The 13,789-nt window shown below is 60.2% G+C and carries 13 protein-coding genes; 10 read left to right on the forward strand and 3 right to left on the reverse strand.

The features are described 5' to 3' along the window. Positions 1–37: 37 nt before the first annotated feature. The 6 genes from GOW93_RS14495 (at position 38) to GOW93_RS14520 (ending at position 7,529) form a co-directional block, all read left to right on the forward strand. Positions 38–802, forward strand: a complete 765-nt coding sequence (locus GOW93_RS14495) for a uracil-DNA glycosylase (RefSeq protein ID WP_170386145.1) — start codon at positions 38–40, stop codon at positions 800–802. Next, positions 802–1,401: a metallophosphoesterase family protein gene (locus tag GOW93_RS14500; protein ID WP_170385635.1), complete on the forward strand. Its 600-nt coding sequence runs from the start codon at positions 802–804 to the stop codon at positions 1,399–1,401. The genes GOW93_RS14495 and GOW93_RS14500 overlap by 1 nt, the downstream gene beginning before the upstream one ends. Then, entirely contained in the window at positions 1,398–2,018 is a 621-nt protein-coding gene (locus GOW93_RS14505; protein WP_170385638.1) for a LysE family translocator, read from the forward strand. Before GOW93_RS14500 ends, GOW93_RS14505 begins: the two co-directional genes overlap by 4 nt. Positions 2,019–2,024: 6 nt before the next feature. Then, complete coding sequence (moaB, locus tag GOW93_RS14510; RefSeq protein WP_170385641.1) at positions 2,025–2,567, forward strand: molybdenum cofactor biosynthesis protein B; 543 nt, start codon at positions 2,025–2,027, stop codon at positions 2,565–2,567. A gap of 106 nt (positions 2,568–2,673) precedes the next feature. Continuing rightward, positions 2,674–4,122, forward strand: a complete 1,449-nt coding sequence (locus GOW93_RS14515; protein ID WP_170385644.1) for an efflux RND transporter periplasmic adaptor subunit — start codon at positions 2,674–2,676, stop codon at positions 4,120–4,122. Between the two features lie 5 nt (positions 4,123–4,127). Continuing rightward, the gene (locus tag GOW93_RS14520; protein WP_170385647.1) at positions 4,128–7,529 is read left to right on the forward strand and encodes an efflux RND transporter permease subunit; all 3,402 of its coding nucleotides are present in this window, start codon (positions 4,128–4,130) and stop codon (positions 7,527–7,529) included. Here GOW93_RS14520 and GOW93_RS14525 read toward each other — a convergent pair. Further along, entirely contained in the window at positions 7,526–7,945 is a 420-nt protein-coding gene (locus GOW93_RS14525) for an NUDIX hydrolase (protein WP_170385649.1), read from the reverse strand. The genes GOW93_RS14520 and GOW93_RS14525 overlap by 4 nt on opposite strands. Before the next feature lie 3 nt (positions 7,946–7,948). Further along, entirely contained in the window at positions 7,949–8,761 is an 813-nt protein-coding gene (locus GOW93_RS14530) for a protein-disulfide reductase DsbD domain-containing protein (RefSeq protein ID WP_170386148.1), read from the reverse strand. Between the two features lie 148 nt (positions 8,762–8,909). Between GOW93_RS14530 and GOW93_RS14535 the strand changes: the two genes are divergently transcribed. Further along, positions 8,910–9,464 carry a YqgE/AlgH family protein gene (locus GOW93_RS14535; protein WP_170385652.1) on the forward strand — a complete coding sequence of 185 codons (555 nt, stop codon included), beginning with the start codon at positions 8,910–8,912 and terminating at the stop codon, positions 9,462–9,464. Here GOW93_RS14535 and GOW93_RS14540 read toward each other — a convergent pair whose 3' ends face one another. Further along, on the reverse strand, positions 9,465–10,415 hold the full coding sequence (locus GOW93_RS14540) for an L-threonylcarbamoyladenylate synthase (RefSeq protein ID WP_170385655.1): 951 nt from the start codon (positions 10,413–10,415) through the stop codon (positions 9,465–9,467). A 137-nt stretch (positions 10,416–10,552) separates the two neighbouring features. On the opposite strand from GOW93_RS14540, the gene GOW93_RS14545 reads away from it, so the two are divergent. From GOW93_RS14545 to GOW93_RS14555, 3 genes are read left to right on the forward strand one after another with little or no spacing between them, the layout of a single operon-like run. Then, positions 10,553–12,256 (forward strand): acyl-CoA dehydrogenase, encoded by a 1,704-nt coding sequence (locus tag GOW93_RS14545; RefSeq protein WP_170385659.1) that lies wholly within the window; start codon positions 10,553–10,555, stop codon positions 12,254–12,256. Continuing rightward, on the forward strand, positions 12,256–13,302 hold the full coding sequence (locus GOW93_RS14550; protein WP_170385661.1) for an MBL fold metallo-hydrolase: 1,047 nt from the start codon (positions 12,256–12,258) through the stop codon (positions 13,300–13,302). The genes GOW93_RS14545 and GOW93_RS14550 overlap by 1 nt, the downstream gene beginning before the upstream one ends. 4 nt (positions 13,303–13,306) lie before the next feature. Next, a complete protein-coding gene (locus GOW93_RS14555; RefSeq protein ID WP_170385664.1) occupies positions 13,307–13,759 on the forward strand; it encodes a DUF6173 family protein in 453 nt (150 codons plus the stop codon). Positions 13,760–13,789: the final 30 nt, after the last annotated feature.

Raw genomic sequence — 13,789 nt, forward strand, 5'->3', positions numbered from 1 at the left:
GCTTTCCCTCGTTCAAAAGGTGGTTAGATTGAGGGGTATGGAATCGGCTTTGGATTATCATACTGCGCGGGCGCTTCTGGAATGGCAGATTGAACTGGGCGCAACGGATGCAATCGGCAACGCGCCGATTGACCGTTATGCGTTGCCCGATACCGCGCCCAAAGTCAAAAAGCCTGCCGCTGTACAGACTGCTCCGGAAAAGCCCAAGCAGGTGGATCCGGTTGTTGTAGCGAAAGCTGCAGCCAATGGTGCCGGATCGCTGGATCAACTGCGCGCGGCGATGGACGCGTTTCAGCATTGCGAGTTGAAACGAGGTGCACGGCAACTGGTCTTTGCCGACGGCACACCGGGCGCGCAAGTTATGATCATTGGTGAGGCTCCGGGGCGCGAGGAAGACCGCGAGGGCAAGCCCTTTGTCGGACGGGCCGGGCAATTGCTGGACCGGATGCTGGCGGCAATTGATCTGGATCGCACCCAGAACGTCTATATCACTAATGTCCTACCGTGGCGGCCGCCACAGAACCGCGACCCCAAACCGGAAGAGATCGGTATGATGAAGCCGTTTCTGGAACGGCATGTAGCGCTTGCCAAGCCCGAGGTCCTGGTGATCATGGGAAATATCAGCTGTCAGGCGGTGTTGGGCAAACGTGGTATCACCCGGTTGCGCGGGAAGTGGGAACAGGCGCTGGATTTGCCGGTGATTCCGATGTTTCACCCCGCATATTTGCTGCGCCAGCCGCAGATGAAGCGGCAGGCTTGGGCCGATCTACTGGAACTGAAAGCTCGGTTGGAGGGCACGTGATGCGTATCCTAGCGTTTTCCGATTTGCATATGGCACGCAACCGCGCTGCCGAGGTCGTCGCCGCCAGCACCGAGGCCGATTTGGTGATCGGTGCCGGAGATTACTGCAACATGCGGCAGGGTTTGGGTGCAGCTATGGAGATGCTGTCAGGTATCACGGCACCGCTGGTGCTGGTGCCCGGAAATGCCGAAAGCGCCGGAGAGTTGACTGATGCCGCGCCCGAGGGCGTGCACGTGTTGCATGGTACCGGGATGACGGTTGATGGTCTGCGCCTGTTCGGTTTGGGGTACGGGGTACCGGTCACGCCCTTTGGCGACTGGTCATGCGACATGACGGATGCCGAGGCTGCAGAACTACTGGACCGGTGCGATGCTGCCGACATTCTAATCGCGCATTCGCCGCCCAAAGGGCATGGCGATGTCACGTCGATGGGTGACGCGGTCGGCTCGGTTGCCGTGCGCGACGCGGTGGAACGGCTGCAGCCGCAATATGCGCTGTGCGGCCATATCCATGACAGCTGGGGTTATCGCGGCACAATCGGTCGTACTCAGATCGCCAATCTGGGCCCCAAGGTAAACTGGTTCGAGGTCACTTTATGATAGAAACGGTCACTCTGCTGGCATTCATTCCGGCAGCCCTTGCGCTGAATTTCACCCCCGGCGCCGATATGATGTTCTGCTTTGGTCAGGGCTTGCGCTCTGGTTCCCGACCGGCGTTGGTGGCAAGTGCTGGTATCTCTCTGGGGTTGATGGTCCACGTTTTGCTTGCCGGTTTGGGTCTGGGTGCGGCGGTAAACAGCTTGCCGTGGCTGTTCGACGTGATCCGCTGGATGGGCGTAGCTTATCTGATGTACCTCGCCTGGGGGGCTATCCGGAACGGGGCGGTGTCCGCCGAAGCACCGGAAAAGCCCACAAGTCACGCGTTTCGCGACGGGATGATTGTGAACCTGACCAATCCCAAGGTCATCCTGTTCGTTCTGGCCTTTATCCCGCAATTCGTAAACCCTGACACTGGTCCAATCCTACCGCAGTTCCTGATCTTCGGTGTTATCATCGCCCTGGGTGGCTTCGTAGTGAATGGGCTGGTGGGTATTTTTGCCGGCGGTGCGGGAAAGGTTCTGATCTCGAACCCGCGCGCCTCGCGTATTATGGGCTGGGTGACCGGGGGGATTTTCACCGCCCTCGCCGTCCGACTTGCCATCATGGAAAGGGCCTGACGCTACATGTCGCGCATTGACGAAAGCATGGAATTCATTCCGGTCCGGATCGCCGTTCTGACGGTCTCGGACACGCGGTCGCTGGACGAGGATCGCTCCGGCCAGACGTTGGTGGATCGGATCGAACGAGCGGGCCATGCGGTGGCCGATCGCAAGATCATCCGCGATGAGCGCAATGAAATCGCAGCGCAGTTGCAGCTGTGGGTTAGCGATCCCGAAATCGACGTTGTGATCTCGACCGGCGGCACCGGTTTGACGGGTCGCGACGTGACGGTCGAGGCGCACCGGGATGTCTATGAAAAGGAAATCGAGGCATTCGGCACCGTATTCACCATCATTTCGATGGAAAAGATCGGTACATCCGCCGTGCAATCCCGTGCCACGGGCGGCGTGGCGCAAGGGACGTACCTATTCGCACTGCCAGGCAGTCCAGGTGCTTGCAAGGATGCTTGGGACGGGATTTTGGAAAAACAATTCGATTACCGCCACCGACCCTGCAATTTTGTGGAAATAATGCCCCGATTGGACGAACATCTGCGACGGAAGTAGACTGGTTGCGCGTATAACAGTTCGTAACCGCTTTGTGGCTTGGCATTTTTCTAGGTGCGGCTACCTTTTGCACGTAGCAGCCTGATGCGACCGGGGTAAGTGATTGATGCGATTTCTGAGGCAAAGCCTTGTAGGTATCTTTCTGGCGTTTCTGACGCTGGCCTTGGTATTTGTTGCGGTGCAACTGGTCACCAGCGCAGTGCAAGAGGCATTGAACCGCGAAAGCGAGCCTCCGGAAGCGCGCGAACGTATTTTTGCCGTTAGTGTTCAACCCGCCGAGCTTGAGACCGTAACACCCTATCTGGAAGCCTTTGGCGAAGTGCAAAGCCGCCGCCGATTAGAGTTGCGCGCGGCGCTGGGCGGACGTGTCATCACTCTGGCAGATGACTTTGAGGATGGCGGTGTCGTGGCGGCAGGCGAGGTTCTGGTTGAGCTTGACCCGGCCGACGCACAATCGGCTCTGGATCGGGCCAAATCCGATCTTCTGGATGCTCAGTTCGAAGAACGCGATGCCGAACGCTCGCTGCTGCTGGCGCAAGACGAGTTGAACTCGGCCGAGGCGCAGGCGAGTTTGCGAGGGCGAGCGTTGCAGCGCCAGAAGGACTTGCAGAGCCGTGGGGTGGGCACGCCTGCTGCCGTTGAAGAGGCGGAACTGGCCGAAGCGGCGGCCCAGCAAGCGGTTCTGGCCCGCCGCATCGCGCTGGCGCAGGCGGAATCCCGGGTGGATCAGGCCACAACATTGCTGGCCCGCGCACGGATTGCACTTGAGGCCGCTGAACGTGATCTGGATGACATGACGGTTCGCGCGCGATTTAGCGGAACTTTGACCGATGTGACTTTGGTCGAAGGGCGTCTGGTATCTGCGAATGAAAAGCTTGCTGAACTTGTTGACCCCAACGCGCTTGAGGTCGCATTCCGAGTTTCAACGGCGCAGTTCGTGCGATTGTTGGACGCCGAGGGTAAATTGATCGACGCGCCAGTCACGGTATCCCTTGAGGTGACAGGTGCGGATTTGACGGCCACAGGGCGTATCAGCCGTGATAGCGGATCGGCGGGCGAGGGGCAGACAGGTCGCCTGATCTATGCCCGCTTGGATGACGCACCGGGGTTCAAACCCGGCGATTTTGTCACTGTGACGGTCGAGGAACAACCGCTGGACAATGTTGTGCGTCTGCCTGCATCGGTTCTGGATGCAGCGGGCACGGTTCTGGTGTTGGGCCCTGATGACCGGCTCGAAGCGTTGCCGGTACAGTTGATCCGTCGTCAGGGCGACGAGGTGCTGCTGCGTGGGCAGGGACTGGCCGGGCGCGAAGTGGTGGTGGGCCGGACGCCTTTGCTGGGCGGCGGGGTCCGGGTGAGGCCACTGCGGGTCGAGGCGCGTGCAGACCCCGATATGGTTGAACTGTCCGAGGAACAGCGCGCCCAGCTGATGGCGCAGGTTGAAGCCAGCGATCAGATGCCGAAGGACGTCAAAGCCCGCGTATTGGGGCAACTGAGCGAGGCCAGGGTTCCTGCCTCACTGGTGCGTAGTATCGAGACGCGGGCTGGAGGGTAAGCGCCATGATGCGCGAAATCCCCGGAGCGGCGGGCGGTATTCTCAGCTACTTCACTCGTCATCGGACGGTGGCCAATCTTTTGTTACTGGTGATGCTGGTTCTGGGTGCAGCCTCGATCCCGGCCATGCGAGCGCAGTTTTTCCCCGACGTGATCCTTGAGCGTGTTGACGTGAACGTTGAATGGGACGGTGCCGGTCCAGAGGACGTGGACAACGGTATCGTGCAATTGCTGGAACCGGCCCTGTTGGCGGTCGAAGGGGTGGCCAGCACGACATCGACCTCGCGCGAAGGGCGCGCCAGCATCCGGCTTGAGTTCGAACCCAACTGGGACATGTCGCGCGCCGTAGATGAGGTTCGAACCGCTGTCGATGGCGTGACAAACCTGCCCGAGGATGCCGAAGAACCCTCGATCCGGCGCGGGGCGTGGCGGGATCGGGTGACGGATGTGGTCGTGACAGGCCCGGTCGACCCGGACCAACTGGCCAAGTTCACCGACGAATTGATAACCCGTCTGTTCGCGGTTGGCGTGACCCGTACCACGATCCGGGGTGTTGCCGCCCCGCGCGTGGTCGTCGAGGTGCCGACGGCGCAACTGATCGCCAACGACATCACGTTGAACGAGGTTGCTCAGGCCATCGCGGCCGAGGCCATGGCCAACCCGGCGGGTGACGTTACCGGGGCCAATGCTCGCATTCGCACCGGCACCGAAAAACGTACGCCGGAAGAGATCGAGGGCATCGCTCTGCGCAATTTCGCTGATGGCTCCAAGCTGTACGTGGGCGATGTGGCAACTATTCGGGTCGAAGGGGTTAATCGCAACCGCAGTTACTTTGTGGGCGAAAACCCGGCCATGTCCGTGCGCGTTGACCGCTCGAACCAAGGTGATGCCATCAAGATACAGCGCACGGTCGAGGAAGTGGTGGCTGAGCTTCAGGCCATCCTGCCCGAAGGCGTGACGATCGAACTGATCCGGACCCGTGCGCAGGCAATCACCGACCGATTGGATATTCTGGTCGACAATGGGCTGGTAGGTCTGGGCCTTGTGGTCTGCTTGCTGTTTCTGTTCCTGAACGCACGCATCGCCTTTTGGGTTGCTGCGGGTATTCCGGTGGCGATGTCTGCTGCGATTGCGTTCATGTATATCGGTGGGTTGTCGATCAACATGATTTCGTTGTTCGGGCTGATCATTACGCTGGGCATTGTAGTGGATGATGCCATTGTCGTAGGCGAGCACGCCGATTTCCGCTCGCGACGGCTGGGCGAGGCCCCTGTTGTGGCCGCCGAACGAGCGGCGCGCCGGATGGCGATGCCGGTATTTGCCGCCACACTGACCACGGTGATTGCCTTTTTCGGCCTTACCGCAATTGGCGGTCGGTTCGGTGAGCTGATCTATGACATCCCGTTTACGGTAATCGCGGTGCTGATCGCGTCGTTGATTGAATGTTTCCTGATCCTGCCCAACCACATGGCCCATGCCATCGCGCATTCGGCCAAGGAACATTGGTATGACTGGCCCAACCGCGTAGTCAATCGTGGCTTCCGCTGGGTGCGGGATCACTTGTTCCGCCCGCTGATCGCCTGGGTTGTCTGGGCGCGCTATGTGGTCGTGGCGGTAATGGTGGTGATACTGGCCAGCCAGCTAGCGCTATTCATAAAAGGTGACGTGAACTGGCGGTTCTTCAACGCGCCTGAACGTGGCTCGGTCACCGGAAATTTCATCATGGCCGAAGGCGCTACTCGCGAAGATTCGCTTGCTATGATGCACGAAATCCAACGCGCCGCCGAAGAACTGGGCCAGATTTACGAAGAACGCCATGGTCGCAACCCGATCGACTATGTCCTGGCCGAGGTCGGTGGCAACGCCGGATGGTTCAATCCGCCCGCGGCAGAGGGCAAGGATCAGGATCTTCTAGGCGGGATTTCAATCGAGTTGATCGACGCCGACCTGCGCCCCTATTCCAGCTTTGAATTCGTAGGCGAATTGCAGGACTTCGTGCCGCGCCATCCCAAGGTCGAACTGCTGACCTTCCGTGGCTGGCGCTCGGGTCCCGGCGGCGATGCGATTGACGTGCAGTTTTACGGCTCTGATGTGAATACGCTCAAGGCCGCGTCTGAGGATTTGCAGGCCGAGCTGTCAAAATACCCCGAAGTGTCAGCGCTGGAGGATAATCTGGCCTATGACAAGGAAGATTTCATTCTGGACTTGACCGCCAAGGGGCAGGCGCTGGGCTTCCGCATCGAAACACTGGGCCGTGTGTTGCGCGACCGGTTGAACGGGATCGAGGCCGCGACCTTCCCCGACGGCCCGCGTAGCTCTGAAATCCGAGTGGAACTGCCCGAGGGTGAGTTGACCGCCGATTTCCTGGAACGCACCCTGATGCGCACGCCGGACGGGGTCTATGTTCCGCTGGCCGATATCGTCTCGGTCGAGCGTAAATCGGGTTTCTCGGCCGTGCGGCGTGAAAACGGCCTGCGGGTGATTTCTGTAATCGGCGACATTTCAGAGGATGATCCGGCCCGTGCAGCAGAAATTGCCCGGGCTTTGAGTGACGAAATCCTGCCCAATATCGCCGCCGAACGGCAGGTCGAATGGCAGATGGCGGGTCTGAGCGAGCAAGAGGATGAATTCCTGACCGAGGCACGCACAGGCCTGATCCTGTGCTTGACTGGCATCTATCTGGTGTTGGCCTGGGTCTTTGCCAGCTGGACGCGGCCTTTGGTGGTTATGGCGATCATTCCGTTTGGTTTGGTGGGTGCGATCTGGGGCCATTACATCTGGGATGTACCACTAAGCATGTTCACCGTGATCGGTCTGTTGGGGATGACCGGGATCATCATCAACGACTCGATCGTGCTGGTCACCACCATCGACGCCTATCAACAAGAGCGTGGGCTTGTGCCATCGATTGTCGAGGGTACGGCGGACAGGTTGCGACCGGTCATGCTGACGACGCTGACCACGGTTTTGGGGCTGACACCGCTTCTCTATGAGGGTTCGCAGCAGGCGCAATTCCTCAAACCTTCGGTGATCACGTTGGTTTACGGGCTCGGCTTCGGAATGCTCTTGGTGCTGTTGCTGGTGCCCGCGCTGCTGGCCATTCTGAATGACCTGTCGCGTCCGATGACGGCGATGCGCCGGGCGCTGCGGGCGCCGGATCGGATGGTGCAAGGTGCAGTGACGGCCACCGGGCTGGCGCTGTTGCTATGGTTCGGAGTGACAATGGTCTGGCCGATGTCTGCCGGTGCTCCGATTGGTGTGCTGTCAGAGCTTTATGGGGGCGAAGAAAGTGTCGCGGCGCTGCGCATGGGGCTGGTTGCCTTTGTCGCCGGGGCGCTGCCGATCCTGTTGTTGAGCATCGTGCTGTCCAGCCTGCTTTACGTGCGCATCCGAGGGCGCGCAGCCTAGCAGCTGCGCAGAGCTGTTTCCAGCAGATCAGTGACACGATTGCTCATGGGCAGATCGCCTTGTCGAATCTGTTCAACGGGAAACCAGCGTGCATCCAGTGCATCGTCTCCGGCCAATGGGCTTCCCGATTGGTAGTGACAGGCGACCCCGACCAGCAGGTAATGCGACTGCACTGCGCCGTCTTCGCCGTGTCGTAGCAGGTCCAGATTATCGAGGTAGTGCAGCGGTTCGGCAATGACCGAGGTTTCCTCATGCAGTTCCCGCTGCGCGGCCTGCATGACGGTTTCGCCCCATTCCACGTGACCACCGGGAAACCCCCACAGCCCCGCGTCGGGCTGTTTGCTGCGTTGCACCAACAGCACCTTGGCGTCGTGCACAACTACGGCCAGCGCGCCGATCTTTGGGGATTTCTCCATGCTTCAGCCCGCGCTGCAGCCCTGAATGTCCACGGCGTGATTGGCGCCCAGAACCGTGATCCTGATCTCAGACCGATCCAGCGCAAAAGTCGCGCCCGAGGCACTGATCACTTCCGACGTCGCCACCAGGGTATCGCCCTGCCGTGTTGTCTTGGGTGGCGCGGCCCAGAGCACCGGATTGCCCGGTTCAATCACCGCAATTTCGTTTCCACCCGCCGAGGGCATGGTGACACGAGCCTCGATGTGCATCCCGTCCGAGGTCGGGGTCAGTTGGCAGGTGGCGGCGGTTACGCGCGCCTCTTTCGCGGAATAGGGGCGCTGCGCCAAGGCGGCAGCGATGGCCGGGTTGCGGCCTGCGTCGGCGTCCAGCGTATGGTCGAAATCCAGACGTTCGGGAATGCAGACATCCTTGCAGACGCCCAGATCCATATCCCCGCGCAGCCGCACGGGTTTCGCAGGGTTCAAGGGCGTGATTTCGACCGGCAACACCAGTTGATGCGTATAGCCGATGGATTGCAGGCCGTTCTGCACAAACACCTCGGGCGCGGGCCATGTAATCGACACATCGCCCACATTTTGCGAGCCGTTCCAGTCAAACTGCGGCGGGATACCGGCGTCACCGGGCGCGCGCCAATAGGTTTTCCAGCCGTCCTTTAGCGTCAACCGCAACGCGCCCAAGTAGGTGCCGCTGGCGGTGCGCCCGCCATCGAGGACATCCAATTGCACAACCCCGTCCAACGCCTGTGCGTGCGCAGGGGCGGTCAGGGCGAAACAGGCGGTCAGGACGGCCGCAGACGACTTTAGTAAACGCTTCATACCCATATAAATGCGCGTTCCGAACCGCGATTCCAAGTCACGTTCCGGTCACTCGGATGAAATCTAGTGAAATATGGCCTGATCCCTTGCCAATCCCTACCTGCCGGGGTCATTGTTGAGAGGCGGACGAAGCAAGAGTTGTAATTCCATGGACCTGACCGGAAAACTTTTGATTGCGATGCCTGGTATGGGTGATCCGCGTTTTGATCATTCGGTGGTTTACATATGCAGCCACGGAGACGATGGCGCGATGGGTCTGATCGTCAACAAGCCGTCGGACTTGCGGATCAAAACACTGCTGAGCCAACTGAATATCGCTTGCCGTATCCCTGTCGTGGGTGAACGCCTCGTGCATTTTGGCGGCCCAGTCGAGATGTCGCGCGGTTTTGTCCTGCACAGCGCGGACTACGACGCCAACCTGCATTCGATGAAAATCTCGGATGATTTCAGCATGACTGCGACAATGGATGTGCTGGAAGACCTGGCTTCGGGCCGAGGGCCTTTGAATTCCACTCTGGCGCTTGGGTATTCTGGTTGGGGTCCCGGCCAGTTAGAGGATGAGATCGCTATGAATGGCTGGCTGACTACCGAGGCGACCTCGGATCTGGTGTTCGATGTGCCCGATGATGAGAAATGGGAGGCCGCTTTGGCCACATTGGGTGTCGATCCCCTGACCCTGTCGGCCAGCGCTGGCCGCGCCTGATCAACTGTCGCGCGGTGCTGCTGCTCGGCGAAGGCGATCGTTGATGGCAGCGCCCAGACCATGATCTGGAATCGGGGTTACCGCAATAGGGCGGCCTGTGGTGTTGAGCGTATGCAGGGCCGAGAACAGGTTCGCAGCAGCTTCGGTCAATTCGCCCTTTTCCGACAGGTTCAGATCGCACGCAACCGAGCCGAACCCTAGCAGAACCTCATCACCCTGCGCGTTGGTCGCATTTAGCCGGACAGGGGCATCCGGTGCGTAATGCGATTGCAATTGACCCGGTGCGGTCAGCAAGTCTCCGGCCTGATGCACGTGCAACTGCGCATGCAGAATGGATTCGATCTGTTCCAGCGCCACACCTCCGGGGCGCAGCAGAGACGGTTCCCCAGCCAGCCCGACGATTGTTGATTCCAGTCCTACACCGCAGGGGCCGTCATCCAGAATAGCGGCGATGCGGCCATCCAGACCGGCGCGCACATGTTCGGCGGTGGTTGGGCTGATTTGCCCCGAGGGGTTGGCCGAGGGTGCCGCCACCGGCCCATCAAGCGACGACAGCAGCGCGCGGGCGGTGCCGTGTGCGGGCACGCGTACGGCAAGCGTATCAAGCCCTGCCGTGACCAGAGGTGAAATCCCGTGCCCGTCGCGCAATGGGAGTACCATGGTAAGAGGGCCGGGCCAAAACGCGGCGGCCAATGCCTCGGCCGGGTCGGACCATTCCACATACCGTTGTGCGGACTCGATTGAATCCACATGCGCGATCAATGGGTTAAAGCTGGGTCGACCCTTGGCGGCATAGATGCTGGCCACGGCCTCGCCATTGCGCGCGTCACCGCCAAGGCCATAGACCGTCTCGGTGGCGAAGGCGACCAGCAGGCCTTGTCGCAGCAGATCCGCTGCCTGAGCGATTCCGCTTGGGTCGGCGGTTAATTCCAATGTGCCGTTGGGGATCATTTGTTGTGACGCCGCGTTTTGATTGCTTGTGACATGTGGCCGGTTACGTTTTCGATTAATCAAGGATGCTTAAAGGTGGGCGTTGCAATTTCCAACCCCAACCGCGAAAAGCCGCACAGACAGTCCAGAGGAAAGCCATGCCATACCGCGCGCCCATATCCGATTACGAATTGTTGTTCCGCCACGTTGTTGGATTCGATCAGATCGCGTCGACCGAGAAATTCTCAGAAGCCAGCGAGGATGTGGTCAGCGCGATCCTGACCGAGGCTGGAAAGATGTGCGAAGAGGTGATGGCCCCGTTGCAGCGTCCCGGCGATCTGGAACCTGCACGAATGGAAAACGGCGTGTTGCGGACATCTTCGGGCTATGCCGATGGTTGGAAAGCCATCGCCGAAGGGGGCTGGATCGGGATGAGCGGGGATCCGGAGCATGGAGGCATGGGCCTGCCGATGGCACTGACGAGCGCAGTGAACGAGATGATGTCGGCCGCCTGCCTGTCCCTGCAACTGGCGCCGCTAATGTCGCAGGGCCAGATTGAGGCGCTGGAACATCACGCAAGCGACGAGTTGAAGACGCTTTACCTGCCGAAGCTGATGTCTGGTGAATGGTCGGGAACTATGAATCTTACCGAGGCTCAGGCTGGTTCCGATGTGGGTGCACTGTCTTCAAAGGCGGAACGAAATGGGGACGGAACCTATTCGGTTTCGGGTCAGAAGATTTTCATCTCGTGGGGCGATAACGATTTTACCGAGAATGTCTGCCATTTGGTGTTGGCGCGCCTGCCGGATGGGGTGCCCGGAACCAAAGGGATTTCGTTGTTCCTGGTTCCCAAATACCTACCGGATGAAGATGGCAACCCGGGCGTGGCGAACGATCTGAAAGTGGTTTCGGTCGAGCACAAGATGGGTCTGCACGGTTCGCCAACCTGCGTGATGCAATATGATGGCGCCAAGGGCTGGCTTGTGGGCAAGGAACATGGCGGTATGGCCGCAATGTTCACCATGATGAACAATGCCCGTCTGGGAGTTGGCGGTCAGGGCGTGGGTGCTGCCGAAGGTGCCTATCAGCACGCGCTGGCCTATGCGTTGGAGCGCAAGCAGGGCAAGACGCCCTCGGGCACCATCATTGACCATGCAGATGTGCGCCGGATGCTGATGAGCATGCGCGCCGATACCTTTGCCGCGCGGGCGATCATGTTGGCCAACGCTGCGGCCATCGACATGGCCAACGCCACCGGCGACGCTGAATGGAGCGCGCGTGCGGCACTGCTGACCCCGATCTGCAAGGCATTCGGGACTGAAACCGGTATTCGTGTCTCGGAAACGGGTGTGCAGGTGCACGGTGGCATGGGGTTCATCGAGGAAACCGGTGCGTCGCAGTATTACCGCGATGTGCGTGTGACTGCGATCTATGAAGGTACCAACGGCATTCAGGCCATGGACCTTGTGGCGCGCAAGATGATGGACGGGGGCGAAGCGGCCTCCCGCCTGTTGGATGAGATCGAGGATCACGCCGAACAGGCTCGCGCCACTCTGCCGGATCTGGCTGGCCCGGTCTGGGAGGCCACGGAAAGCCTGCGCGAAACCACAGAATGGATCGTGGCGCAGTCCGATATGAACGCCCGCTTTGCCGGAGCCGTTCCCTATCTACACGCCTTCGCCCGTGTTCTGGGCGCGCACTACCACCTGAAGGCGGCGCAGGCCGAACCCAACGGCCCGCGTTTCAAGCTGGCGCGGTATTACATCAATGCGCTGCTGCCGGAATATGCCGGTCTATTGGCGCAGGCGCAGAATGGCGCGGATGACCTGTACGCCCTCAGCGTTGAGGAGTTCGTGGCCTAATGGACGGAGATTCCCCTTTGGCGATTCGGTATCCTTGGCCCGAGCCTCCGGCACAGGGTGAGGCGGTTGAGATTGCCGAAGGGGTGCTGTGGATGCGTCTGCCGCTGCCCATGGCCTTGGATCACGTCAACATCTACGCGCTGGATGACGGCGATGGCTGGACGGTGATCGATACGGGCATGTCTTCGAACAAGACCCGCCGCATCTGGGCAGAGCTGATGGAAGGGCCACTGGCGGGTAAGCCGATCACGCGCGTCGTGGTCACCCACCACCATCCCGACCATATCGGCAATGCAGGCTGGTTCCAGTCAGAGCATGGCGCCGAGCTGGTCACGACCCGCACCGCCTGGCTGTTTGCGCGGATGCTGCAGTTGGACGTGCAGGAAAGCTGGCCACAAGAAACACTGGATTACTATCGCAGCGCCGGGATGGACGCCGAGTTTCTCGCCAAGCGGATGACTCAGCGCCCGTTCAATTTCTGTGACACTGTGTATCCGATGCCTCTGGGCTTTACCCGGATCAAACAGGGCAGCGTGATCCGTATGGGAGGGCGGGACTGGGACGTGCATATGGGCAATGGCCATGCGCCTGAGCATGCAACCTTTTGGAGCCGCGACGACAATCTGGTGATCACCGGGGATCAGATTCTTAGCTCGATCAGCCCCAATCTGGGTGTCTATGTCACCGAACCGATGGCCGATCCGGTGGCCGAATGGCTTGAGGCGTGTGAGAGGCTGAAGGGTCTGGCACGCCCGGATCATCTGGCACTGGGCGGGCATAAACTGCCGTTCACCGGCCTGCCGCTGCGCATGAAACAACTGATCGACAATCACCACGGCGCGCTGGACCGCTTGCAGGATTTCCTCGACACGCCCAAAACCGCCGCCGATTGCTTTGTACCTTTGTTCAAACGCCAGATCGGTGAGGGCGAGTATGGGCTGGCGCTGGTCGAGGCGGTTGCACATCTGAACCATCTCTACCACATTGGAGCTGTTACACGGACGCGCCGCGCGGACGGGGCGTGGGAGTTTCAGCGCAAAGGGTAAAGGCATGCAGGACCAGATCGAAACATCGGCCGAAGCGGCGGAGGCAGCGGCTTTGCCCCGGTGTTATGAGGTGCACGCCAACCCGAATGCGAAATCCGGCGCCAAGGACCTGCCCGGTCAGCTGCAAAAACCCGTCGCGACCAAAAGCCCGGCGCAATGGGCCTATGAACGGCTGATCCTCTATATCCAGAATTTCGAACAGACGCTGGACGGTGATCAGGAGGTCGCCATGGGCTTTACCGGCGGTGATGCCGGTGTGATGCGGATCGAGGGCATGGGTTACTTCGACCCCGATATCATCACCTTCTACGGCTCAGACGCGACCGGCGCGCGAACCCAGCTGGTGCAGCATGTCAGCCAGTTGAACGTGATGCTGCGCGCCTTGCCCAAATCGGTCGAGGATAAGCCCGCCAATCGGATCGGCTTTCGTTTGGCCAAGGATCTGGAAGAAACCTGATTACCTGACTTGCAATTCAGGTCTGCGCAG

Source organism: Ruegeria atlantica, from assembly GCF_013032455.1.
Taxonomy (GTDB): domain Bacteria; phylum Pseudomonadota; class Alphaproteobacteria; order Rhodobacterales; family Rhodobacteraceae; genus Ruegeria; species Ruegeria atlantica_B.

What these genes read in the sequence shown, in the direction of transcription:
- GOW93_RS14525 (WP_170385649.1), bottom strand. Translation starts at nt 7,945, where the DNA reads ATGGAGAAATCCCCAAAGATCGGCGCGCTGGCCGTAGTTGTGCACGAC.
- GOW93_RS14545 (WP_170385659.1), top strand. Translation starts at nt 10,553, where the DNA reads ATGCCATACCGCGCGCCCATATCCGATTACGAATTGTTGTTCCGCCAC.
- GOW93_RS14515 (WP_170385644.1), top strand. Translation starts at nt 2,674, where the DNA reads ATGCGATTTCTGAGGCAAAGCCTTGTAGGTATCTTTCTGGCGTTTCTG.
- moaB (WP_170385641.1), top strand. Translation starts at nt 2,025, where the DNA reads ATGTCGCGCATTGACGAAAGCATGGAATTCATTCCGGTCCGGATCGCC.
- GOW93_RS14550 (WP_170385661.1), top strand. Translation starts at nt 12,256, where the DNA reads ATGGACGGAGATTCCCCTTTGGCGATTCGGTATCCTTGGCCCGAGCCT.
- GOW93_RS14500 (WP_170385635.1), top strand. Translation starts at nt 802, where the DNA reads ATGCGTATCCTAGCGTTTTCCGATTTGCATATGGCACGCAACCGCGCT.
- GOW93_RS14505 (WP_170385638.1), top strand. Translation starts at nt 1,398, where the DNA reads ATGATAGAAACGGTCACTCTGCTGGCATTCATTCCGGCAGCCCTTGCG.
- GOW93_RS14535 (WP_170385652.1), top strand. Translation starts at nt 8,910, where the DNA reads ATGGACCTGACCGGAAAACTTTTGATTGCGATGCCTGGTATGGGTGAT.
- GOW93_RS14530 (WP_170386148.1), bottom strand. Translation starts at nt 8,761, where the DNA reads ATGAAGCGTTTACTAAAGTCGTCTGCGGCCGTCCTGACCGCCTGTTTC.
- GOW93_RS14495 (WP_170386145.1), top strand. Translation starts at nt 38, where the DNA reads ATGGAATCGGCTTTGGATTATCATACTGCGCGGGCGCTTCTGGAATGG.
- GOW93_RS14555 (WP_170385664.1), top strand. Translation starts at nt 13,307, where the DNA reads ATGCAGGACCAGATCGAAACATCGGCCGAAGCGGCGGAGGCAGCGGCT.
- GOW93_RS14540 (WP_170385655.1), bottom strand. Translation starts at nt 10,415, where the DNA reads ATGATCCCCAACGGCACATTGGAATTAACCGCCGACCCAAGCGGAATC.
- GOW93_RS14520 (WP_170385647.1), top strand. Translation starts at nt 4,128, where the DNA reads ATGATGCGCGAAATCCCCGGAGCGGCGGGCGGTATTCTCAGCTACTTC.